This window comes from Williamsia muralis, from assembly GCF_051487485.1.
GTDB lineage: Bacteria > Actinomycetota > Actinomycetes > Mycobacteriales > Mycobacteriaceae > Williamsia > Williamsia muralis_B.
This window is the reverse complement of the sequence record NZ_JAHVCV010000015.1, coordinates 1-20,786: the sequence shown is the minus strand read 5'-3', so window position 1 is coordinate 20,786 and position 20,786 is coordinate 1. Positions and strand designations below refer to the sequence as shown.

Annotated in this window: 23 protein-coding genes; 10 read left to right on the top strand and 13 right to left on the bottom strand. The window is 62.7% G+C overall.

The window, feature by feature from the left end:
* Positions 1–30: 30 nt before the first annotated feature.
* The 6 genes from KXR83_RS25730 to KXR83_RS25705 form a co-directional block, all read right to left on the bottom strand.
* On the bottom strand, positions 31–237 hold the full coding sequence (locus KXR83_RS25730) for a hypothetical protein (protein WP_437427148.1): 207 nt from the start codon (positions 235–237) through the stop codon (positions 31–33).
* The gene (locus tag KXR83_RS25725; protein WP_437427147.1) at positions 234–857 is read right to left on the bottom strand and encodes a DUF6668 family protein; all 624 of its coding nucleotides are present in this window, start codon (positions 855–857) and stop codon (positions 234–236) included. Before KXR83_RS25725 ends, KXR83_RS25730 begins: the two co-directional genes overlap by 4 nt.
* Positions 854–1,588 carry a hypothetical protein gene (locus KXR83_RS25720; protein ID WP_437427146.1) on the bottom strand — a complete coding sequence of 245 codons (735 nt, stop codon included), beginning with the start codon at positions 1,586–1,588 and terminating at the stop codon, positions 854–856. Before KXR83_RS25720 ends, KXR83_RS25725 begins: the two co-directional genes overlap by 4 nt.
* Positions 1,589–1,648: 60 nt before the next feature.
* The gene (locus tag KXR83_RS25715; RefSeq protein ID WP_437427145.1) at positions 1,649–2,890 is read right to left on the bottom strand and encodes a hypothetical protein; all 1,242 of its coding nucleotides are present in this window, start codon (positions 2,888–2,890) and stop codon (positions 1,649–1,651) included.
* 68 nt (positions 2,891–2,958) lie between these two features.
* Positions 2,959–3,915 (bottom strand): hypothetical protein, encoded by a 957-nt coding sequence (locus tag KXR83_RS25710; protein WP_437427144.1) that lies wholly within the window; start codon positions 3,913–3,915, stop codon positions 2,959–2,961.
* 51 nt (positions 3,916–3,966) lie between these two features.
* Positions 3,967–5,499: a cutinase family protein gene (locus KXR83_RS25705; RefSeq protein WP_437427143.1), complete on the bottom strand. Its 1,533-nt coding sequence runs from the start codon at positions 5,497–5,499 to the stop codon at positions 3,967–3,969.
* Positions 5,500–6,329: 830 nt separating this feature from the next.
* Here KXR83_RS25705 and KXR83_RS25700 point away from each other — a divergent pair.
* The 7 genes from KXR83_RS25700 to KXR83_RS25670 all read left to right on the top strand — a co-directional run bounded on the left by KXR83_RS25700 (position 6,330) and on the right by KXR83_RS25670 (position 12,744).
* Positions 6,330–6,815 (top strand): helix-turn-helix transcriptional regulator, encoded by a 486-nt coding sequence (locus KXR83_RS25700; protein WP_317714822.1) that lies wholly within the window; start codon positions 6,330–6,332, stop codon positions 6,813–6,815.
* A 338-nt stretch (positions 6,816–7,153) separates the two neighbouring features.
* Positions 7,154–7,360 (top strand): hypothetical protein, encoded by a 207-nt coding sequence (locus KXR83_RS25695; RefSeq protein WP_437427142.1) that lies wholly within the window; start codon positions 7,154–7,156, stop codon positions 7,358–7,360.
* A 289-nt stretch (positions 7,361–7,649) separates the two neighbouring features.
* Positions 7,650–8,753 carry a hypothetical protein gene (locus tag KXR83_RS25690; RefSeq protein ID WP_437427141.1) on the top strand — a complete coding sequence of 368 codons (1,104 nt, stop codon included), beginning with the start codon at positions 7,650–7,652 and terminating at the stop codon, positions 8,751–8,753.
* Between the two features lie 23 nt (positions 8,754–8,776).
* The gene (locus KXR83_RS25685; protein ID WP_437427140.1) at positions 8,777–10,153 is read left to right on the top strand and encodes a cytochrome P450; all 1,377 of its coding nucleotides are present in this window, start codon (positions 8,777–8,779) and stop codon (positions 10,151–10,153) included.
* Positions 10,154–10,203: 50 nt separating this feature from the next.
* Positions 10,204–11,220 (top strand): GAF domain-containing protein, encoded by a 1,017-nt coding sequence (locus KXR83_RS25680; protein ID WP_152538078.1) that lies wholly within the window; start codon positions 10,204–10,206, stop codon positions 11,218–11,220.
* Positions 11,221–11,517: 297 nt separating this feature from the next.
* Positions 11,518–12,312 (top strand): ParA family protein, encoded by a 795-nt coding sequence (locus KXR83_RS25675; RefSeq protein ID WP_437427139.1) that lies wholly within the window; start codon positions 11,518–11,520, stop codon positions 12,310–12,312.
* A 15-nt stretch (positions 12,313–12,327) separates the two neighbouring features.
* On the top strand, positions 12,328–12,744 hold the full coding sequence (locus tag KXR83_RS25670; RefSeq protein ID WP_437427138.1) for a hypothetical protein: 417 nt from the start codon (positions 12,328–12,330) through the stop codon (positions 12,742–12,744).
* A 188-nt stretch (positions 12,745–12,932) separates the two neighbouring features.
* Here the strand turns inward: KXR83_RS25670 and KXR83_RS25665 are convergent, their stop codons facing one another.
* The 4 genes from KXR83_RS25665 to KXR83_RS25650 all read right to left on the bottom strand — a co-directional run bounded on the left by KXR83_RS25665 (position 12,933) and on the right by KXR83_RS25650 (position 17,147).
* A complete protein-coding gene (locus tag KXR83_RS25665; protein ID WP_437427137.1) occupies positions 12,933–14,018 on the bottom strand; it encodes a ComEC/Rec2 family competence protein in 1,086 nt (361 codons plus the stop codon).
* A gap of 30 nt (positions 14,019–14,048) precedes the next feature.
* On the bottom strand, positions 14,049–14,777 hold the full coding sequence (locus tag KXR83_RS25660; protein WP_437427136.1) for a hypothetical protein: 729 nt from the start codon (positions 14,775–14,777) through the stop codon (positions 14,049–14,051).
* A 1-nt stretch (position 14,778) separates the two neighbouring features.
* Positions 14,779–15,795 (bottom strand): MBL fold metallo-hydrolase, encoded by a 1,017-nt coding sequence (locus KXR83_RS25655; protein ID WP_437427135.1) that lies wholly within the window; start codon positions 15,793–15,795, stop codon positions 14,779–14,781.
* A gap of 134 nt (positions 15,796–15,929) precedes the next feature.
* On the bottom strand, positions 15,930–17,147 hold the full coding sequence (locus tag KXR83_RS25650; protein WP_437427134.1) for an IS110 family transposase: 1,218 nt from the start codon (positions 17,145–17,147) through the stop codon (positions 15,930–15,932).
* 270 nt (positions 17,148–17,417) lie between these two features.
* On the opposite strand from KXR83_RS25650, the gene KXR83_RS25645 reads away from it, so the two are divergent.
* Both KXR83_RS25645 and KXR83_RS25640 read left to right on the top strand, forming a co-directional pair.
* Positions 17,418–18,155 carry a DUF2637 domain-containing protein gene (locus KXR83_RS25645; protein ID WP_437427133.1) on the top strand — a complete coding sequence of 246 codons (738 nt, stop codon included), beginning with the start codon at positions 17,418–17,420 and terminating at the stop codon, positions 18,153–18,155.
* A gap of 113 nt (positions 18,156–18,268) precedes the next feature.
* Positions 18,269–18,940: a hypothetical protein gene (locus KXR83_RS25640; RefSeq protein ID WP_437427132.1), complete on the top strand. Its 672-nt coding sequence runs from the start codon at positions 18,269–18,271 to the stop codon at positions 18,938–18,940.
* Here KXR83_RS25640 and KXR83_RS25635 read toward each other — a convergent pair.
* Positions 18,937–19,107 (bottom strand): hypothetical protein, encoded by a 171-nt coding sequence (locus tag KXR83_RS25635; RefSeq protein WP_437427131.1) that lies wholly within the window; start codon positions 19,105–19,107, stop codon positions 18,937–18,939. The genes KXR83_RS25640 and KXR83_RS25635 overlap by 4 nt on opposite strands.
* Complete coding sequence (locus tag KXR83_RS25630) at positions 19,104–19,430, bottom strand: hypothetical protein (RefSeq protein WP_437427130.1); 327 nt, start codon at positions 19,428–19,430, stop codon at positions 19,104–19,106. Before KXR83_RS25630 ends, KXR83_RS25635 begins: the two co-directional genes overlap by 4 nt.
* Positions 19,431–19,550: 120 nt before the next feature.
* On the opposite strand from KXR83_RS25630, the gene KXR83_RS25625 reads away from it, so the two are divergent.
* Positions 19,551–20,267: a DUF6461 domain-containing protein gene (locus KXR83_RS25625; RefSeq protein WP_437427129.1), complete on the top strand. Its 717-nt coding sequence runs from the start codon at positions 19,551–19,553 to the stop codon at positions 20,265–20,267.
* Here the strand turns inward: KXR83_RS25625 and KXR83_RS25620 are convergent.
* Positions 20,264–20,626 (bottom strand): hypothetical protein, encoded by a 363-nt coding sequence (locus KXR83_RS25620; protein WP_437427128.1) that lies wholly within the window; start codon positions 20,624–20,626, stop codon positions 20,264–20,266. The two genes, KXR83_RS25625 and KXR83_RS25620, sit on opposite strands and share 4 nt — an antisense overlap.
* Positions 20,627–20,786 lie beyond the last annotated feature (160 nt).

The window sequence follows — 20,786 nt, the reverse complement described above, 5'->3', positions numbered from 1 at the left end:
GGGGGGTGTTTGGGTTGTGTTTGGTCAGGTTCAGACGCCGGCGAGAATGCCGGCCACGGAGGCGGATACGGCAACGAAGAATGAGCCGAGGAGGGTCCAGGTGAGGCGGGCCCCTTGCTCGGGAGACAGCGTGCCGCAGCCCCTGTGCACGGCCCACCCAAAGATGGCGCTGACACCGATCAAGATGAGTGTCGCGAGGAGCATGGCCCCCCAGATGAACCACTCCCACAAACTCATGGCCGCACCCCCGAGCCGGTGTGGCTGGGTTTGTGGTCGTTGAGTAGGTCGGTGCAGATCTGCTGTCCAACGGCGGCGATCTGTTTGGGGACGACGTCGGGGAACTGGGCCTTTTTCGGTGGTGGCAGTTCGTCGGGCCGTGGCGGTGTCCAGACCGGGAGGCGTTGGGGTTCGGGTGCGCACATCAGCGGCTCGCACCAGTCGACGTTGTAGCGGTGCGGTACCAGCTCGGAGACGGTGTTGGCGTAGCGGCTGATTTCTTTGGGGCAGTTGCCGGGGCGCGCGGCCACGACGACGAGTCCGCACACGCGCACTCCGTCAGGGATGTCGCCGCGGTCAGCGGCGCGTAAGACGTTGGCAGCGGCTCGGATACCGTCGAGGGTGCCGCGGGCGGCGACGATGACCAGTTGGGTGGTGGCTCGGTTGGCGGGCCAGGACGTTCCGGTGTCGGCGGCTGGTGCCCACATCTGCGCCAAGGTGGTTGTGCCGGCGAAGCCGTGCGCGCCCATCACCGCGAACAGCGGCGGGTAGGGGCCGGTGACGGGCAGCGGCTCGCGTCGCCACGTCAGGGTTCCCGGCGGTGTGTGTTCGGGCGGGTAGTGGTCGTAGGCGGCGCTCATGAGTTGGCCTCCGCAGCGATGTCATATTCGGTCTCGGTGTTCCGTAGGCCCGCGAGATCCTCGACCACTGTGGTGGTCGAGGAGGCGAGCCGGGTGGGGTCAATCGGGCCGCCAGTGCCCAGGTGCGGGTCGTAGTCCCACAGCAGAACTCGGCCCATACGGGCGGTCAGGGACTGCACGAGCCTTTGTCCGACGAGGTGGCTGGCCCACGGGTCCAGGCAGGCCACCACTGCGGTGGCGCGGGTGAGTACACCGGCGGCGGCGAGCATCTGCAGTCCGGACCGGGACCGGTTGGCGGTGTCGGGTCTGGCCGCGATCACCAGCACCACTGCGGTGTCGGAGGTCAACCAGGCCGACCCTTTGCCCACCACCCCGGCATCGACGATGACCGACCCGCCAGCGGAGATGCTGTGTGTGGGGATCTCATCGAGTCCTTCGGTGCGGCGCAGCAGTGCACCGCCGGCGCTGTATTCGCTGGCGGCATCGGGTGATGCGATGCGGGTGGCGACATCACCCGGTGTGGCTGCGGCATCGAGCCAGAGCGCCTGTTGTCCAGCTCGGGCGCGGGCGTCGGCCACCAACACCGACAGGACACTGACCCCCGCTCCCCCAGCGGCACCGATCATGGCCACCGTGGGTACCGATCGAGGCCGTTGCGGAAGCTGCACCACTGCGGCGGGAGTGGGCTCGTTGTTGTCGAGCCACCCCCACGGGCTGTTGGTCGCTGTCATGAATCTCCCTCTCGGGTTGGTGATGTTGTGTGTGGCCGACGCCCGGGCTCGGGTGTCGAGCTACTGGTCTGGCTGGGTCTGCGGGTAGGCGATATGCAGGCCGTCGACGATCTGGGTGAGTCCGTCACCGATCTGCTTGGTGGCCCCGGCGATTGCGTCCTTGGCGGGTTGCTCGAGCGGGCCCAGCGCCTGCAGCGGTGCCTCGGCCTGCTGCGCAGTCCACCCGCCGCTGATCGGCGGGATGCCGGCGATGTTGGTCGAGAAGGACACATCACCCTCGGTGTCGACGGTGTAGTCGACCGCTGGCAGACCCGCCTCGGAGGCGGCGGGCGCATCAAGAACCAGCTGGTACTGATCACCTTCGGGGTTGGGCAACGGTGCGGGCGGCGGTGGTGGTGCCGGCGCCCAGGGGGCGGCCGGGTCTGCGTTCGGGTCGCCCGCGCCGAGCGCCCACCCCAACAGGCCACCGGCCAGAGCGCCTGCTGCGCCACCGGCCGCTGCGCCGGCAGCAAAGCCCAGTGCTGCGCCACCACCGGCGCCGATACCGATACCGGGCAGGATGTTGAAGGGGGTGGGCGGCACGACCGAGCCGACGATGCCGCCGCCGACACCGCCCACGATGCCGAAGAGAATGGCGGTCGGGATGCCGGCCGCCAACGCTCCAGCAAGCCCGCCCACACCCGCGCCGGCCGCTGCCGCTGCGGCCCGGCGTGCAGCTTCATCGCGGGGGAAGCCAATCGACTCGAAGTACTGTGCGGCTTCGGCCTCGAAGTAGGCCATGTACTCGTTGGTGGTGATCGCGGCTTCGGGCGACACCCAGTCCGGGCGGTCCACGATGTAGTTGCCCGCGCGGATCTCGGCGGCCGGGTCCTTGACCAGGATCGGAGCGATGGGGCCTGCGGGCTGTACCGGCGCGGGCGCAGGAGCTGCTGGTGCCGATTGCGGAAGCGGGGTGTACGGAGTCGACGGCGGACCAGACGGTTCGGTGTAGATGACCGGTTCGGTCTCCCACTGCGGAGACGGCACGAGTCCGGGCCCGTAGTCGGGCACGGGCTCTGGGGCAGGAGCCGGCGCGGGGGCGGGTTCGGCGATCACGCCACCCTGTTCAGGTGCCGGTTCACTGGTGACACCACCCTGCTCGGGGTCGGCGAACGCTGGGCCGGCGAGCGCGCCCGCGCCGCCCATCGCGACCGCGGCCACCACTACAGCGGCCATCGCCCGGGCGCGCACCGGCATATGCGCATCGCGTGGAAGTGGGGCCTTGCACGGCGTCTCGGGTAGAGCGTGACGTGGAGTTTGCATGAGCGGTAATGCCTTTCGTTGGTTGTCGAACAGGGATCTAGCGGTGACAGGCGGATCGGGGGCGATGGCTATTGGTTGGTGTCTTTGGTGATCGCGGTGATGAGGGTGCGGCCCTCGACTTCGGCGGTCTGGACGAGCTGGCGAATGAGAAGGGGTTCTCCTCCACCAGGCGGGATTTCGTTCAGTTCGAGAGAGAACAGGCCAGCGCCGCGATCGGTGATGCGAGTGCAGTACGTCGTGCCCGGCGGCAACTGGGTGTCGATGAACGCTTGCATCGAAGCTGCTGTGCCCATTCGGGCCAGCTCGGTGCCGTAGCTGCGGGCCTTGGCACCGTTGCGTTCGACGTAGTAGGCATGTTCAAACGCTTTGATCACCGCCGGGCCACTGGTGGTGCCACCCGCGTCTCGTCCGGTGCTCACGCCGTTCTCGCTGCGGTTGGGGCAGTCCGCGTCCTCGGGCGCCACTGGTGCTGCAGGCGCGCCGACACTGACCGTGCTCTGCGGGGTGGCTTGGGGAATGTCCGTTGTCGGGGAGTTGCCGGTTCCGCCGCCGCCAAAGGCCAGCAGTGCGCCGATCCCGGCCACGACAAGCACGCACGCCAGCAGCGCGGCGGCGATGATGTAGCCGCGTTTGGATCTGCGGCGGGGTGCAGGACGGGTGCCAGGCCCCACCGGCTGCACGGCTGGGTTTGCGTAGTCCATCGGGAACCGTTGTGGCTCTGATGCTTCGGTGTCGTAGGGGGTGAAGTCATCGACGTAGCCGCTGGCCGGGGTTTGCTCTGCAGCAATCCATGCCCACTGACTGGTTGCAGCGTCGGTGGCCGGTTCGGCGGGTGTCCCGATGGTGGCGCGGTCGGTCGCCACCACCGGGATCTCTCGCGTGGGCTCTTCTCCGGAGGGATCGGAGCTGCCCACCTCGTCGGCGGCATCTGGTGCGGCAGATGCGGCCGACTGGTCCTCGGCGGCCGTGGGGTCGGCGGACAGTGGAGCGAAGTCATCGAACCAGTCATCAGTGTTGTCGTTCAACAAGATTCCTTCTCCCTCCTCGGGAAGCCCCGTGGGGAATGGGTTGGGATGTTATGAACCGTTGTCAGTGAGTGCGGGACGAGACAACGTCGGCAGCGCCGGCGCCGACGAGGATGTCGAGGGCTCGTCTGTCTGCGATTCGGACGACGACACTGCCGGGGTCGTGCTGGGCACCGACGGCACCGGGGCACCAGAGACCGGGGAGGCGGAGTCGTAGTTCAGGAGCCCGTCCGCGTTGTACGGAGTGAACGTGTCACCGGCGAGATCGTTGGCCAGCGCTGCAAACCATTGCGCCACATACAGGGTCGAGTTCGCCCCCGTCGTGGTCGCGGCGTCGTTGGTGTACGAGCCGTGCGCAGCCGTGGTCTTCCAGTAGTTGATCATCGTCGATACGTCCAGGAGCTCTTCGTTGTCCTTGACGTTGGCCTTCACCGCGTCGAAGGCCTCGTTGGCCCACCGGTTGACCGTGGTCGGCGGAACCAGGTCCACGACCGCAGCACCGAGCTTTGCGGCCAAAATGCCCAGGGCAGCAGGCGGATTAGCCAGGCCGACCGTTGCCAGGGCGCCGATGGTGTCGGGTGTGAACGTGGTGCGCAGCACCGTGGTGACTGCGTTGAAGCCGATGGTGCCGACCTTGACCACAGCGTTGATCGCCTCGGGGATCGTCGGCATCGGGGTGCGCGGGTCAGAGGCGGTGGCTAGTCGCTGAGAAATCGTCTCGGTCGGTGAGTACGACAGGTCAGCCAGCGTTTCGCCCTGGACGTCTTCGTTGATGACCTCGACGCCGGCCTTGATCGACGTCAACGCCAACGCTTGACCGAGGGAGGTCAGTGAGCCGACCGGGTCGGCCTGGTCGAGTTCGGACTGGCCGCCGATGTTGGCCACCAGATGCACGATCGGTGAGTCCGCTGGTGCAGCGCACGCCAAATCGCCGGGGGCGCAACGATCCATCACTCGGCCGGACAGCTCTCCGTATCCGCTGGACTGATCTGCCGTGGGGCCGATTCCCCCGCCGCTCACCTCACCCTGCTGGGGTGCGGGGATCTGAGCGAGCGATTCGCCGCTGCTACCGGGTGCAGGTTCGGGGGCGGTCTGATCCGATGCACCGGGGAACAATGGTGCGTTCGTCGGGCGGGCCGGGTTGCCGAACAAGGCCACACCCGCGACCCGGTCAGCATCGATCGGGCCGTTGCCGGCACCGATCTGTTTAGCGACGTTCGCCGCCGCGTGCGCGCCTTGGGAGTAGCCGGCGAACGCGAAATCAGTGTCTTCGCACTTGTCGGCGATCTGAGTGATCATCGACGACAACCGGTCCATCGCGGTGGTCACCGATGCCGCGTACGGTTCCTTACCGCCCTCGACCGCTCCACCAAACCCAGCCGGATACGGCACATATGCCCGGGCCACCTTCGACCCCGCCAAGGCCAGCAACGGCCGCATCACTGACCCGAGCATCCCGCCGTCAGTGTCGACCGGAGCATCTTCTGAGGACTCCCCCGTGCCCTGAACACCGAGGACATACAACGTCGGGCAGCTGCCCGACGTGCTCGGCGCAGCCGCTGCCGGCCCGGCGGCAGCGGCCACCGTGACCGTCGCGACGGTCAGAAACGCCGCTAGGAGAACGGCGAGGCGGGAAGCTGTTGAACGGCAGCAAAAGACGGGCATAGAAGTGCCTTCCAGGCAGGTGGTGCGTGCGGTTAGGTCAGCGGGTACGGGGAACGCGCACCCGGCGGGTGACAGCGCGTTCCATCGAGTGGCCAACCGGGCACGTTTGGACGGTTGTCTCTCGCGGTGGCAGACAGATGTAGCCGACTGGCTGGGCCGGGCAGTGGACCCGGCTGGATGGGGCACAAGAGGTCGCCGCGGCACCTAAACTGGAAGAGCTAGGTGAGTGTTTAGACGGCAAATCTTGAACACTTACTTGGTGCTTCTCGCCCTGGGAGAGGTCAGACGGCAAATCAGGCCCTCTCCCAGGGCGCCCCCGACTTTCGAGGCTTTGTTCCTTCTCAATGCTGTGCGCTGCGACAACATCAGTTGGCGGAGCTATAGGTGCGACGGAAGTCACCATCTTTGACCTTCAAAGGGTTGTGAGTGGGTCGAACCGCCTACCCTTGAAGGGTCAGCAGTCCGTTGGAGCGGTCGCTGATAGACCCCGGGTTCCTTAGGACGTCCAAATCTCAGAGGAACTCGGTGTCGAGCAATTCAGGGTGGTGTCAGCACAGCTGCACCACCTTGGCGATGAGGACCGGGAACGTCGTACGGAGCGCCAACTCACCGACGTTTCCGGTCTCTCTAGCTTGTTCTTTCGAAAGAAGACCTCTCTTTCCAGGAGAGTGTTCGCTTCCTAGGTCGTTCTCACTATAACATCTCAACAAAGCGTTCTCTAGTGATTGCGAGGAGAGGTCTAGTGCAGAGTGTCTAGCTATGACGCCCCAGTGCCTAGCGGCGGTTCCGTGAGCCGTCGAGTACTGCGAGGCTTCTCCCCCAGTGCCCTCACGGAGGCTCGAACGCGAGCTGGCCTGACCCAGGGCGAGCTGGCTCGCATCGCTGGCGTGGGTAGGACGACGCTGTACCAGTGGGAGATGGGCGTGCGCTCGCCCCAGGTCGACGTTCTCGCCAGTGTTGCCCGCGCGCTGGATATTTCGCTCTCTGAGCTGGTGAGCGTTCCCGTGGATGAACGTTTTCCTGGCGACTGGCGCGTTCTGCGTGGTTTGACTCAACCCCAGCTTGGAGTTGCGGCCGGCATCAGCACCACGATGGTCGGTGCAATCGAGCGCGGCGAGGCCGAGTTGAGTGAGCAAACCGCGCGCGCATTGGCGGATGCGTTGTCTGTCAACGAAACTGAGTTGCGCGCTGCTTACCGGCGAGCGAGGAACCGTCCCACTGGAACGCCTGCTTAATATCGCCATAAATCCCCCCGGATGGTTGATGCACGAAACGACGCCCTGGAAAGCGGTCGTCACAAAATGACTGACCGACCAGTGCGTCTAACCATCCGAGTCTGGAATCCCAAGATCCGGGGTGTGCCGACATGGCAATCGATGCCAATGTCTGCGTGAAGAAGCAAACCACAGGGTCGCCGGGCGTGCAACGTGACCCTCAGGATCACGTGTGATCGAGCAGGCCTCGCATTCTGTATCAGCTACACCGCGTGTCGCTCGCTGTAGCTGATACACATTCGTGCCAGTATTCGACCTGGCGCTCCTTTTCAGTTCGATTCGGAGAGAAAGGACATCACATGGCTCGCCGTTCCCTCGGCCCCCGAAAGGGTTACCTCGTTCGTGTGCCTGAGCCCGTTGACCTTCAAGCCTTGGCCCAAGAAGCTGGCTACTCGGCGTACTCGCGTTATGCAGCAGATGTGTTCTGCGAGAAGGCCGGTCGCCCAGATCTGATGATCGGGCCAGACCTCAAAGTAGCTGAGCAGCAGCTTCGGTTGCCCGCATGACATCACAGGATGGTGTGACAGAGCACTCGTAAAAAAACGAAAGGCTCTCCGGTTGGAGCCGGAGAGCCTTTCTAAAGCTTGAGAGTCGAGCGCCACACTCGATCTCTCGGACCCCGAAGGGACTGTCTTGCCAGACAGGTCTCAGGGTACCGCGCACCCTTTTGTGCGTGCAATCCCTGCACATCACGTGTCGGACACAGAATCCGGCCTAGCTCTCAAACCGCGGGTGTACTGCGGTTCTTCTCCGAAGCAACCCCGGCGCGGTCACGCGACCACGCGCTTCGGCCCCTTGACAGCGATCATCGCCCGGTCGCGGCCGGGAGCAAGCAAAGACAAGATCCTCGAGGTGCTGCGCACACGTGACCGCATCGCGCTTGATGTCGGTCGCCGCGCTTACGCCGGCGTCCCCTGCTGGCATACCGCCGAGCAGTGGCTCACTTGGGACGTTCAGGTTGCGTATGCCCTGCACTACGACCGGATCCGGCCCTTGGTCGGCGCGCACGGAACGTCCCGAAAGAGCGACATCGCGCTCAAAACGCTGGTGAAGATTGCCGCCGCACACGCAGTGCATGCCGATTTCGGGACCGGGCGCAATTGCCGGCCGACTGTAGAGCTGATCGCCCGCATCACCGGGTACAAGCCACGCACCGTGTCCCGGGCCCGCAAAGTCCTCGTGCACCTGGGCTTAGCAACCGAAATCCTGCGCGGACGCCAACGGACCCTAGGCGAACGCCTGGCCTCACACCGGGTCGGAGACAGCAGCCAAGGCTGGGCCAGCGTCTACGCCCTGCACGGTGTTCAGGTTGTGGATAAACGCCGAGGTCACACCCAAGCGGCACCCCACCTCGTAGAGCGCCCTTTAGGGCGTACCTCCCACCCCCGTAGCTACTCACTAACCCACACCGGCGATGCCGGAAAATCCAAAGGCCGCGCTGCGCGCGACCGAGCTCCGGACGAGAAGAGGGTCCGCCGTCCCGAACCTGACCAGAAAGGCGCGTTACTGGCCATCAGATGGCGTCAGAACCCGCAATCACCGCACTGGTCGCGCAAGTACTCCCCCGCTGCCTGGTCTCACGTACTCGCCAAACCAGCAGCTCACGGTTGGACCGACCGCGACCTCAACGCACTGCTCCGCGACTACACACTCACCGGCAACGGCAACTGGATCGCAGCAAACCCCCACCGCCCCATCCCCCTGCTGGCCATGATCCTCAACAAACATGACGACCTGCAGAACCGACCAGCCGCGATCGACGACGCCCGCGAACACGAGGCCCGCCAAAAACAGATGGCAATTCACGCCTGCGGCAGGTGCGACGAACAAGGATGGCAACTGCCCTACGGCGATACCGCGGTGCGCTGCGCCCATCCGAAGGACCTTGTTGGCCAATGAATGCGGTATGGAAACCTAGCCCCATGGCCACAGATCTGAGCAGGCTTCCGCATGCTCCTGGACGACTCCCACTTCTCGGCGACGTCACAAGCGTGGACCGCCACAAGCCCACTCAGCATGAAATGGCGCTATCACGAGACTTAGGGCCGATATTCCAGCGCAAACTTTTGAAAGATCGGCTGGTCATCGTGGCCGGCAGTGAACTGGCGAACGAGTGCGCCAACGAAGACAACTGGGCGCGAGCTCTGCTCGGGCCAGGGCTGAGCCTGCGGAAAGTCGCCGACGATGGACTGTTCACCGCGCGCACCTCAGACCCAGCATGGGGACACGCTCGTCGAGTGCTGACGCCGGCCTTTACCCAAGACGCCATGCGCGTGCACCACGAGGCGATGCTCTCTGTGGCCGACGACCTGCGCGACAGCTGGACGGGTTCTGCCTCGGACCTCGTCGATGTCACCACTGCGATGACGCACACGACACTCGAAGTGATCGCACGAGCCGGATTCAGCATGGGTTTTGGCCTATTCGGTGATCAAGGCGGTTCAGTCGAGAACGCTCGGGCGTTCCTGGATGCACTAGGTCGCACACTGGTGTGGGCCTCCGAGTCCACCAACGACCTTCCCATCATCGGGCACGTGCGAGAGGCATTGCGCCAACGCCAGCTACACCGCGACATCGCCACCGTGCAATCGACGGTCGATCACATTATCGAGATCCGCACAGACGCTGACCAGGTTAAATCGACTGATCTGCTCGATCTGATGCTCTCCACCGCTGACCCGGAAACCGGGGAGTTGCTCGACCACAACAACGTTCGCAACCAAATCTTGACGTTTCTCGTGGCCGGCCACGAGACCACCGCATCACTGCTTGAAACCACGCTGTTCTATGTGGCCCAAGATGCTGGCCTTCAAGATCGGCTGCGCACGGAGGCAGCAACACTGAAGGTTGCGGATTATGCATATACGGGCGTCGCAGGTTTGCGGGACATACGCGCCACTCTGAACGAGGTCCTGCGTCTTTGGCCTCCCCTTCCCGGTCTCTTCCGTGTGTCGCGCCGCGATCAAACGCTGGGCGGGTACCACGTCCCAGCAGGGCGAGCGGTTTTCGTGCTGGCCCTGGCAGCGCAGCGTGATCCCACTGTGTGGGGTGATTCTGCTGACGATTTCGACCCGTTCCGGCCTAAACCGGCGCGGAACGCGTTTTTCCGGCCGTGGGGTATTGGCCCGCGAAGCTGCATTGGCCGCGCGTTCGCCTTTCACGAAGCAACATTGCTTATCGCGCACATTCTCAACAATTTTGAGCTGTCCGCGCCGGCACCAGCGCAGCTGGATATCCGCGAGCGCGGCGCGCTACGTCCTGAACCGTTCCACGTGAAAGTTGCTAGCCTCGCTAAGTAGCAGGTCACCCATGGTTTTCGTGCGGACCGGTACAGCTAGCATGGCCCCCCATGAGCTGGTACATCATCGAAACCCTCGAGCGCCCGCCCACTATGTCCGTGGTTTTCAGGGACGGCAGTCGACGGGATTGGGCCAACGTTCAAGGCCTACGACGTGACACGAACGTTCACTCTGAGACGCTGGTCAAGGTCTTAGAGGAGGTCCGGCAGAGCGGGAAACCGGTCAAACCGATTGAAGTCCCCGGCTATCAGGGACCAAGACTGGTGTCCGCAATCCCGATCTTGAGCTACGACAGAGAGGTCTACGGAATCCAGTTGTGGGTGGGCGGACTCCAGGAAGAAATTCCCCACCCCCGAATTACCGCCGCGACCACCTGGGATGCGAAAACATTGCAGGTCAGCCAGGGCTTGGAGTCGTGGCTGATGAGCACAAACGACGCTGACGGGTTTCGGCGCAATCGGAACTCCGGTGAGTTCATGCGGAAAGTCGTTCGGTTTGACGGAGTTGACGAGCTCACCGAGCACGCAATTAACCCCATCGAAGGCCGAACCCTGGAATCCGACGTCGTCGTCCTCCACGACGAGGGTCACTTGATGCGGTGGCATTCAGTCGTGCGAAATCGCAACGATGACGAGGCATTTGGACTCCGAAGCATCATGCATGACGTATCGGACACGCACGATCCACAGGTAGGCGCTCTTGAGCACTTAGGAGTGACCGAGGCCGACCCAAATGGGAACGTTTCTGCGCTCATCGCTTTCCCAAATGGAAACGAGACGGTTGTCGTGGTCAAGTTTCTGACCCAACCTCCACAGTGGATTGATTACCGTCTTGACGGCTCGAACGACATCATCCACCCAGAGGACTGGCCGCTCCTTCGGCGCAACCAGAACATACTCTCGGCCGGGACCCCCGGCGCCCGGGTCAAATCTCAGGTGCGGATTCGTACCTCCGACCCAGAAAAATGGGTCGCAGTGAACCTAGTGGAGTGGCGGTACCCAGGCACCGTTGGCGACAAGCTCCACATTGTCCAGTTTTCTCGCGTCACCCCCGCCAGCGAAACTTGATCGCCGTGCGGCCCCCCACGATGGGACGGAGTCGTGAGGGGGGACGCACGCTTGGCTCAAGCGTGCGCCAGGGGGGTAAACGACAGACCCCGGCCCACCGGAGTTTTTGCAGGTAGCCCCGGATCGCACGCGATCCAAATGCATGTATGCATGTATGCATCCAGATCGTTCGGGAGGTCATCGCTTTTCCATAGGTCGTACTTGCACGCATACATGTATGTATGCCTGCAAACAGTCCTGCTTGTCAGTCTGTAAACAGTCTTGCGTGCACACTTGCAGGCATGGCAGTATGTGTGTATGTCGTCGAACTCGTACATTCTTGCGGTAGCGATGCAAAAGGGCGGCGTGGGCAAGACCACCACCGCGAACAACATTGCTTACGAACTCCACCTCGCCGGTCTCAGCGTCCTTCTCATTGATCTTGATCCGCAGGCCAACGCCACAGACGGGTACGGCGTGGAGCTCGGTGACGACGACGGCACGATGTACGAGGTGCTCGTGCCGGACCGGGGGCTACGGATGCCTCTGGCGGAGGTGGTCCAACGGACCGAAAACGGAGTCGACATCGCACCGTCATCCGACAGTCTTTATGCGTTGGAACGGACCGGGCTCGGCCCAGGGGGAGAGAATCGGCTCAAGGTCGCTATTGACGCGTTGCCCGACCCGTACGACGCGATCGTCATCGACTGCCCGCCGGCACTAGGTCCCATGACGACTTCGGCGTTCGCGGCGGCAACGGATGTCCTGGCCGTCGTTTCGCCAGGAGGTCCAGACGAGCTCAAGGGGCTCACTGCTCTGGCGAACAACGTCTACGACGCCCAGGAGCTTCTCAACCCACAGGTCGACATCCGCCATGTGCTGCTCGCCAACTACAACGGTGGCTCGGCGCTGGCGAAGGGAATCCGTTTAAACCTCGAGCGGGACTGGCCAAACGAGTATCTGGGCGAAATTAGCCGCACCGTTCGAGTGGGGGAGGCTAAGGATAAGCGCGTACCCATCGCCGTCTGGTCCCCAAGCTGTACAGCCGCACTCGACTATCGAACTGTGGCTAAGGAGCTCCTCAAGCGCCTCGACAACGCCCGCTCCGCTTAAGTGGAAGGAAAGTCAATGACGAAGACACCTGGTATTACGCCCCAGTCGACGCGGCCGACAAGACGTCAGGCCCGGGAGCAGGCCACCAGCTTGGCCGCGGTTGTTGCCCCAGTTAGCAGCCCGGATCCGGTGCAAACGCCCCCAGCGCTGCAAGTCGAGCCCGAGCCAACAGCGCCGACCGAGCCGGCCACGGAACGCAAAACACCCCGGAAACCGGCTGTCACCCCGTCTGACAGGGGAGCGGGCAAGCGGCTAACGGCGCCGAAGCGAACCCCCAAAGTTCCGTTCTCCACTCAGATCGAAATCGGCACGGCTCGCCGCCTGGACTGGTTGGTGCGCGAACGGCGCTACAAGCTCACAGATATCACCGGCGATGCGCTCGATGAGCTGTTCGACAAGCTTGGCGTGCCAACCGCGGACGACCTCGCCTAACTGCATGCATGTCTACATGTATGTAGATGCACCCTGAGCGGGTTGCTTCCAAACGGTCCTGACCAGTGATTCCAGCACTGGCCAGGACCTCGACCACAGATTGGAGTCTCAATGAGAAAGTCAATCTGCCGGCGGGCTTCGCATCAACCTGCCCTGGCGGGTCCACGAACACCGTCGTTTGCGGTTAGTCAGTCTGCAAAACGTTCGACCTGGTCATAAAGGGGCAGTGCGGTTGTCTTGCTCCAACCTCTGTCGGGAGCGCCGTGGAAGAACCTCTTGGTTGAGCCTGCAGTAGAGATGACAGGGAATCCTCGCCGTCGGAATGCATTCAGTGTTTGTTTAGCGGGGTGGCGGTGCTCGGGGTTCTTAAGTGGTACTGACGCATAGGCATGGCCGCGTTGTGTGCTGGTGATGTCACCGAGAAGATCATCGAGGAGCGTGGGGGTTACGTTTTTCCTGCTGCCGTGGTGGGGCACTTGCACGAAGGTGAGGCCGCCTGGGGCAATGCCGTCTTGGACGAGCCGGTCTACGACTGGGCGTAGGGCTTCGTCTCCAGCATCTCCAGTGAACAGTATTCGGCGGCCGTCGATTTCAAGCATGGAAATAACGCTGCTGTTGTTGCTTGCCGATGTCTCACTTTGCTCGGAGAGGATCTCGGTATGTAGGTCCTCATGGCTTGTTCCGATGGGTCCTTTCGCTGTCTTGAGGGCCATCTCCCTTGCGGATAGCGATCCAGCGAGCACGTCTCGCCCTCTCATCTCGTCAAGCAGGGTTTCGTAGTAGGACCAGGTCGGTCCCAGGATCCGAAAACCGTCGATCGGGGTCGGGAGGGTGTCGGCGAACGGTTCCAGTACTTCGATTCCCCGTCGTTGAGCGAGGTCGTACAGATCTTCCGCCTGTGTCAGAGACTTCGCGAAAGTCTCACCGACAGCAGCAGTTTTCTGTTCGAATGAAGACTGGTGGCCGAAGAACGGATCGTGTCGTTCGGGAACGTGCATCAGCAGCGCCCCTACCGAAAGCTCCGTCAGAACTGTCGACAAGCCGGCGATGTGGTCACGGTCTGGATGCGTCGAAACGACCAGGTCGACGTGATTGGTGTCGTAGTAGCGGTCTAGGTGCTCTACCAGTGCTGCGCCGTCGTCTTGGTAGCCACCGTCGATGACGATGACCGTTTGTTCATCACGATGCCCGTCGAGGTTGCCGTACCGGAGCGCGATGGCATCTCCTCCCTTGGACTCATTTCCTACAGGGAGAAGGTCGATTTCGAATCCCATGCGTCTGTCCTCGCGTAGTGGAAGCCTGAATCAGGCGTTGTCGGTGGTTTTGCTTGGTAGCAGAGGCAGCGATTGAAGGACTTCACGGGCATAGTTGTTCGCCGCACGCTTGACAGAACTCTCAGTGATAACCCAGACGGCGAGCGCGATCCAGAACAGACTCAACGCGGCCTCGAAGACCAGCCAGGGTTTGGAGGTGTTGAACATATCTTGCACATCGAGGCAGAAGAGAATGCAACTAGCTGCGAAACCGACTGCACCGGTGATGATTACGTACATCCGAAGTCCGTAAAGGTTGCGCCAGAAACCGTAGTGCGCGTTCTCTCGCGACACTAGGTGCTGCTGGTTGGCGTAGGGCCGCAGAAGCGCAATCGCAGCGTCGTAGATGGCCACCGTTGTGGCATCGGTCTGTTCTTCTTCGGCTGTGGGTAGGGTTAGCCCAGTGATGCGCTGGACGTGGAGATGGCGTTCGGCACGAAGGACGGCGTTGTTCTCCTGATCGTTGCTGGTTGATGGATGGTGCCGCAAGAACTGGGTGGTCGGCGTTCCTCCCCAGTTGTCAAAGAGTTCGGCCTGGTTGGTCTTTCCCAGTTGCCGGACGACGTCAGAGAGCAGAACCGGAATCCCGGCCGCCACGACGACAGCGATGATTTGCTGCCACCAGTCTTCCCTCCCGAAGAGAGCAATGACGAGCACCAGCAAAGGGAAGAGTGTGAGGTAAGCCGGGGCGAGGCGCGCAATCCGGTCGTACTCGTCCATGTCAGTCCGACTCGTCCAACCAGTTCAGCGAGGTCGCTGGCCCCCAACCGAGACGGTGGGGTGCGTTCTGCTGCCAGCACACAATCTGTCCGCGTACCTCGAAGACGGGGTAGCCGCGCCGCTTGAGGGCGTTGGCGACCTCGGGTCGAGGGTGGTCCTTGGCCTTCTTTCCCACAGTGACGTATGCGCCGCCCTTGTGGACTTCCCCCACAACCGGGCCAAGTAGTCGGTCGCAGAGGTCCTTGGTGAGGTTGTGACGCGAACCGTGGTGCGGAACATCGAACAGATCGATGTCTTTGCCGCTCAGGGCTGCGCTGTCTAGATAGTCGGCAGCAGCAGTCAACGCAGGTGCGCCGGCGTCACCGGTAAACAAGACGCGATAACCATCTACGGCGAGGTTGCAGATGATGCTCGTGTTGTTGCGGGGGGACGTGCCACCGTTGTCGTCTGTAAGAGTCTCCCCAGGGTCATAGAAGAGACTGCGGAGAGCGCGCTTGACCGTACCCGCCTTCTCAAACAGTGCTCGCGCAACCTGGTTGGCAGTGGAGTCCCATACGGCATGATCGCTGAGGAACGCTGTGTAGTCGGTCTCCGTTGGGCCAGCGATCGTCAGCGCGCCGCCAAAGTAGCTGGTCCCGGCGAAACCCGAATCTACAGCGGTATTGTTCGCGATAGCGGTCGCCACCAGATCCTCGACTAGCGGCGACTTGTACTCGTCGCCAACGGACCCGTACTGGCTCGGTCGGTGGATGAGCAAACGACGTACATCCAACTTTTCGAGCACCGTGAAAAGGCCCTTGATGTGGTCGTCGTCGGGGTGCGTGCAAATGACCAGATCCACAGTCGAGGTGTTGTAGTAGCCCTGGACATGGTCGACGATCCGGTCACCGGTCTCGACGAAACCACCGTCGATCAGCACCACAACGTTCTCGCCGGTCTGCGGATGGGTGAAGTGGCACCCAATTGCATCGCCCGTCTTAGTTTCCTCACCGACCCACAGGAAATCGATCTCGATCAATGTGCCTCCCCGGTCCTTGGTTTCAGCAAGTCTAGGCGGTGGTACCGACACCGACGGCGTTCATCAAGACACTCGGTATTGGTCCATTCCCGAAGTTCGCGCAAACCGCCGAAATGAGTCCGCGTCGCCAAGCACTAGGCGGCTGCGGTCGCCGTATGGGGCGCGGAAAGCTGAGGTCGGGGAGTCCAGTCTCGGCCGTCGCGAATGAGGGCCCACAGAACGTTGGTGCGGCGGCGAGCCAGAGCCATGACGGCGGCGGTGCCGCGTTTTCCTTCGGACTTCTTCTTCTCGAAGTAGGTCTTTGACTCTGGGCAGTACCTGATGCTGTTGAGGGCGGACAGGTACATCACCCGTCGTAATTGCCGGTTGTATCGGTGCGGGCGGCGGTGTCGTCCCACGGTTTTCCCCGAGTCATGAGAGACCGGAGCCAGGCCCGCGTAGGAGGCCAAATGGTTCGCTGAGGCGAACGAGTCGATGTTCCCGATCGCGGCCAGGAACTCGGCACCCAGTCGAGGCCCCATGCCCGGCAGACTGATCACGATATGAGCGAGCCGATGCTGACGAAAACGGGTATCGATCTTCGCGTCAAGCTCAGCAAGGAGAGCGTCGAGTCGTGAAACCTCCTGGGCCAATTCGGCGACCAGCTCTGCGGCCAAGTCGGCTGCGGGCAGCTTCACAGTCTGGGATTTGGCTGCGTCCACCGCGGTGGTAGCTATTTTCTGCGCTGTCGCGGCTCGTAGCCCCGCGTTGGTGAGCATCGTCGTCAACCGCGATACTCCAGCACGCCGAATGGTCTTGGGGTCCTGGTAGCGGCGCAGCAGGATCAGCCACCCGTGATGGTCAGCGACCTTCGCCGCACGTTCCAACGCCGGGCACACCGACGTCAGTTGCTGGCGGAGTTGATTAATGGTCCGTATCCGGTCGGCCACGACATCGGCGCGCCGAGTGATGAGGATGCGCATCTCGCGAACCAATGTGTCATCGGGCTCCAATTGAATCAGGTCGCTCCGCATTCGCGACTGATCAGCGATCACCCGCGCATCCCTGGCATCCGTTTTGCCCTCACCCCGGTACCCCGCGGATGCCCGGTGGACAGCACTGCCCGGCAGGTACCGGACCTTATGGTCGGCACCATGGAGCACTGCCAGCAGCAGCGATGCTTCTACAGCGATCAGATCCACTGTCCAGGCGATCTCACTCGCTCCCACTGCCTCGGTCTCAGCGACCAATGCCCGAAGGTCGGCCTCGTCGTTGAAGACCCTGCGGGACAGAAGGATTTCGCCGGTACTGTCGAGGCAACAGGCCCAGTGCACCTCTTTGCCGACATCAACACCTACGAAGATCTTGTCCATTCACTCGCCTCCAGCGCAGTTCGTACAGGTCAGCCCGAGACGATCCACCCGCAGATCCTTAAACAGCGACGATTTCGCAGGTCTCAATAGTGCGGCCCGGAAAGTCCGGGCTGGGCGGGCGGCCACTCCAATCGAGCCTCACCCCACGCGGTAGGCAACCTGTGACAAGCCATACCCGCCCAGCCTGGGCGTCCAGCAAACTACCGGACGAAAATACGTTAAGGACCTGTGACCGTGAATACCGATACTAAGCGCTCAACTGTGCAGCAAATGGCGGTTGTCACCGCCATCGCCGTGACGGCGTTGCTTGCACTAGGCAGCTTCATCTTGAGCTTCTCAGCGTTGTGGGACATCGCAACCGAAATCTGGCCACAGCGAGAGCTGTCCTGGATCGCACCGGTCATCGTCGACGGCACCATCTTGCAAGCGACCATCTCGCTGGTCGCAGCCGCCGACGACGAATCACGCCGATCGCGACAATTCTTCTGGTTCCTACTGACCACCGCGGCCGCCATCAGCATCGCCGGCAACGCCCTGCACGCATACATCTCCGACACCGCACGCCTTGATCCGATGGTCGCCGTCATTGGCGGCACGATCCCGCCCGCGTTCCTGCTCCTGTCGACCCACGGTCTCGTTCTGCTCCTTCGGCTTCGACCAGAACATGCTGCGCCGAGCGTCCAGGACGCCGGCGACGACCTCGCGACCGAACCGCAGGAGATCGCCCAGGCCGACTACCGCGAGCCGGTGGACGCCCGAACCGTTGGTGACTTCGTCGAGCCAGCCCGCCGACTCCGGGAAGTCACCAACGCGACCACCGAACCGTCCACCATTGCGCACATACTGTGGCTCAACCACTCTCAGCCCCACCAGACCCGCCGAGCGCTCGCCAAAGCCGTGAACGTTCACCACGGCACCGTCAGCCGCATCCTGGATGCCTGGGGAGAACATCGCGAGGACATCGACGGGGCTGAACAGGAACCGGCACGGCAACCAGCCATGGCATAGCAGCCCAGGACGGGCTGTCCGAGTACATTGTTCCTCGTTGTTGGCTACCGGGCGCCAAACCGAACTGATCTGTTCTGCACGAGGTTATGGGCCATAATGAGTACATTCCGGATATGCCATCACCGGTCTCGAATAGCTCACCGGAATTCTGGGACTTGTTTGCACAGCCAGTGGCGACAGTTCTCACGGGAGTTCTCGCCCTAGGGGCTGCCTTCATCGCGTGGCGTGGCGTCAAACGAACGATCGCAGCCAACGCGGAGAACCTCGAGAAGCAGCTCGCAGAAGCGCGAGCACAACAGGCTGTTGCTCAGGAGCGAGCCGAGCGTCAAGCGCGCAATGAGCTACTTCAAAGCACAGTCGACCTTGTATACGACATCGCGTATGCGCTTCCGCGACTGGCTGTTACTCAGGCTTTCCTCGGCGCGTGGGGGTGGCCGCGAGCCATGCAGATCGAACACGCAACCCGCAGCCGGATCCGGTCGGCTCGAGCGAAGCTGCGCGCGGCTGGAATGGCCGATCTTGATAAGACCGTCTCTCAGTTTGAGGCTGACGTCGACAAGCTGCTCACCCGTTATCGCCCGAACGATCTGTCCTGGCGGCAGCGACTGGTGCTGTGGATTCCGTTCCTCGCTGTCTCGCCCAAGGCGCTTGGGAAGCAACTTGCTGACATCTCCACCTCGGGGACAAAAGCCATCGAAGAGATGGTTGATCGAGTTCAGTCCAAGCCGGTGGTCGTGGATTCGGAAAACGAACCACCGGCTCGTTTCGAAGGCGGGCCTGTCTAGACGATCACTGTCAACCCGGGACCGAACCGTTCCTGAGCGTCGGAGATCGCTTCCTGTGCAGTTGAGAAACTGATCGAGGAGTGCACTGCGCCATCGTCGCCGGAAGGCAACGATTTCCACGACCACGTCCGGGAGTCGCGGTCCAGACGCACGCGTACTTTCATCATTCGTTCGGAGTACCCACCCAGCGAAGGGTGATTGCCTCGGCCGGCACCCACAGACATGACGCCACCGTGACAGCGGCATTGGAGCTGGCGATGTCGACTCGCACCACACCCATCCACACCCCGCGCGACGACAACGCCCACGCGAGCTGTTCGCCAGCCTGGTAGTGCTCGATTCTGAGCCCGTACGCGCGCTCAGCCAGGGTGACCGGCCGGGCGCCCACCATCGGAAAAGCCCAGCCCAAGGCCGCGATCATGTCGACCATGACGGGCCGCGGGGGAGTGAAGACCCGCACGGTGGGGGCCATCCCTCGCATGTCGAACATAGGTTCGATACTATCTCAGTAGGCGTAGGCCGATGGGTGTGAAAAGCCTGGGAAGCATCGGTCTGCGCCGACACTTTCTCCACCCGCGACTATGGGTCTGACCTGGTTAGGGTGGCTGCCATGGGCGAAGTGACGTACCGGGACTACGCGTGGACCAAAAAGGCACCGGATCTGTTCTACGGGTTCTGTTTGACGTTCATCCGCAACGCCACGGTGCCCGAGGTGATCGACGCTCTGCCTACAGTCGGGCAACCCGAGCAGTGCGACCTCACCACGCTCCTGTCGCGGTCGCGAGAGTCGTGGGAGGAGATCGGTGACAACAATCTCCTGGTCGGCCTCGTCCAGCATGGCGACTGGGTCATCATGTACGAAAACAACGGCTATATCGGTGCGACTCCCGAACTGATGCAATCACTTTCAGTCGGCAGGGAAGTAGTCGTCCATCACGGCAGCGAGAATTCGTACTTCTTTCGGTACGTCGACGGCGAGAACCGAACGTGGTTTGAAACGCTGTTCGCCGCCGAGCGGAACGGATCGACACCTGACGAGCTCGTACCGATCATGCGTCAGATCGGCGGATTCGAACTCGAACCCGACGAGTCGGCCAAACGCACCGAGTTTCACCACGACGAAGCGACCTTTGCTCTCTGTGAGAGCCTGGCAGGTCTGCGCGTGACTGCGCAGCTGTTGCGCGCTGCCACCTTCACGGTCGTCGAGGTCGTCAACAGGCCAGGAACGCCCGCGGCCGCCGACCGCCAGCCCCAACGGTCTGCAGCGGACGAGCAGACGCAGGGGATCCGGGACTGGGCCCGCAGGCAGGGCCACAACCTCCCCTAATGGTCGCCGGGCCACCCGACTGTGGATGCGGGTATGTCGCGCAGTCCTTTCCAGCTGGGATGACGCAGGTGGCCGGTGAACTCGCGGTACTCAATGTCCCCGACGTAGACGGCGCTGACCCACCGCATCGACGAGCCGGCATCGGCCGTGAACGGCTGGGTGAATGGTGGGGTTGGTTGCTCGATTGCCTCGAGCTGCACGCGCAGAGTGCGCCGGTCTTTGGCGCTGAATCCGGTACCGACATGCCCGATGTAGCAGAGGTCGCCGGCAGGGTTGTGGGCGCCGAGCACTAGCGCCCGGAGTCCACCGCGCGGACCGGGATCCCAGCCGCACACCACCACTGATGTCGCTTTCCGCAACGGTGTTTTCAACCTTGACTGCACTAGTCAAGAGCTGCTGCTCCAACCTCCGATTATGGTTAGGCGAGCGATACGCCCAGGAGTTCTCGGTTCTGTCGCAACATTATTGGTGGCGGGCCGATGAAGGCTACACCGAGTCCGTGAAGCCATTGCTGGGCGG

What these genes read in the sequence shown, in the direction of transcription:
- KXR83_RS25660 (WP_437427136.1), bottom strand. Translation starts at nt 14,777, where the DNA reads ATGGACGAGTACGACCGGATTGCGCGCCTCGCCCCGGCTTACCTCACA.
- KXR83_RS25670 (WP_437427138.1), top strand. Translation starts at nt 12,328, where the DNA reads ATGACGAAGACACCTGGTATTACGCCCCAGTCGACGCGGCCGACAAGA.
- KXR83_RS25625 (WP_437427129.1), top strand. Translation starts at nt 19,551, where the DNA reads ATGGGCGAAGTGACGTACCGGGACTACGCGTGGACCAAAAAGGCACCG.
- KXR83_RS25730 (WP_437427148.1), bottom strand. Translation starts at nt 237, where the DNA reads ATGAGTTTGTGGGAGTGGTTCATCTGGGGGGCCATGCTCCTCGCGACA.
- KXR83_RS25630 (WP_437427130.1), bottom strand. Translation starts at nt 19,430, where the DNA reads ATGTTCGACATGCGAGGGATGGCCCCCACCGTGCGGGTCTTCACTCCC.
- KXR83_RS25685 (WP_437427140.1), top strand. Translation starts at nt 8,777, where the DNA reads ATGGCCACAGATCTGAGCAGGCTTCCGCATGCTCCTGGACGACTCCCA.
- KXR83_RS25675 (WP_437427139.1), top strand. Translation starts at nt 11,518, where the DNA reads ATGTCGTCGAACTCGTACATTCTTGCGGTAGCGATGCAAAAGGGCGGC.
- KXR83_RS25650 (WP_437427134.1), bottom strand. Translation starts at nt 17,147, where the DNA reads ATGGACAAGATCTTCGTAGGTGTTGATGTCGGCAAAGAGGTGCACTGG.
- KXR83_RS25640 (WP_437427132.1), top strand. Translation starts at nt 18,269, where the DNA reads ATGCCATCACCGGTCTCGAATAGCTCACCGGAATTCTGGGACTTGTTT.
- KXR83_RS25725 (WP_437427147.1), bottom strand. Translation starts at nt 857, where the DNA reads ATGAGCGCCGCCTACGACCACTACCCGCCCGAACACACACCGCCGGGA.
- KXR83_RS25665 (WP_437427137.1), bottom strand. Translation starts at nt 14,018, where the DNA reads ATGGGATTCGAAATCGACCTTCTCCCTGTAGGAAATGAGTCCAAGGGA.
- KXR83_RS25715 (WP_437427145.1), bottom strand. Translation starts at nt 2,890, where the DNA reads ATGCAAACTCCACGTCACGCTCTACCCGAGACGCCGTGCAAGGCCCCA.
- KXR83_RS25635 (WP_437427131.1), bottom strand. Translation starts at nt 19,107, where the DNA reads ATGATGAAAGTACGCGTGCGTCTGGACCGCGACTCCCGGACGTGGTCG.
- KXR83_RS25645 (WP_437427133.1), top strand. Translation starts at nt 17,418, where the DNA reads ATGGCGGTTGTCACCGCCATCGCCGTGACGGCGTTGCTTGCACTAGGC.
- KXR83_RS25695 (WP_437427142.1), top strand. Translation starts at nt 7,154, where the DNA reads ATGGCTCGCCGTTCCCTCGGCCCCCGAAAGGGTTACCTCGTTCGTGTG.
- KXR83_RS25720 (WP_437427146.1), bottom strand. Translation starts at nt 1,588, where the DNA reads ATGACAGCGACCAACAGCCCGTGGGGGTGGCTCGACAACAACGAGCCC.
- KXR83_RS25680 (WP_152538078.1), top strand. Translation starts at nt 10,204, where the DNA reads ATGAGCTGGTACATCATCGAAACCCTCGAGCGCCCGCCCACTATGTCC.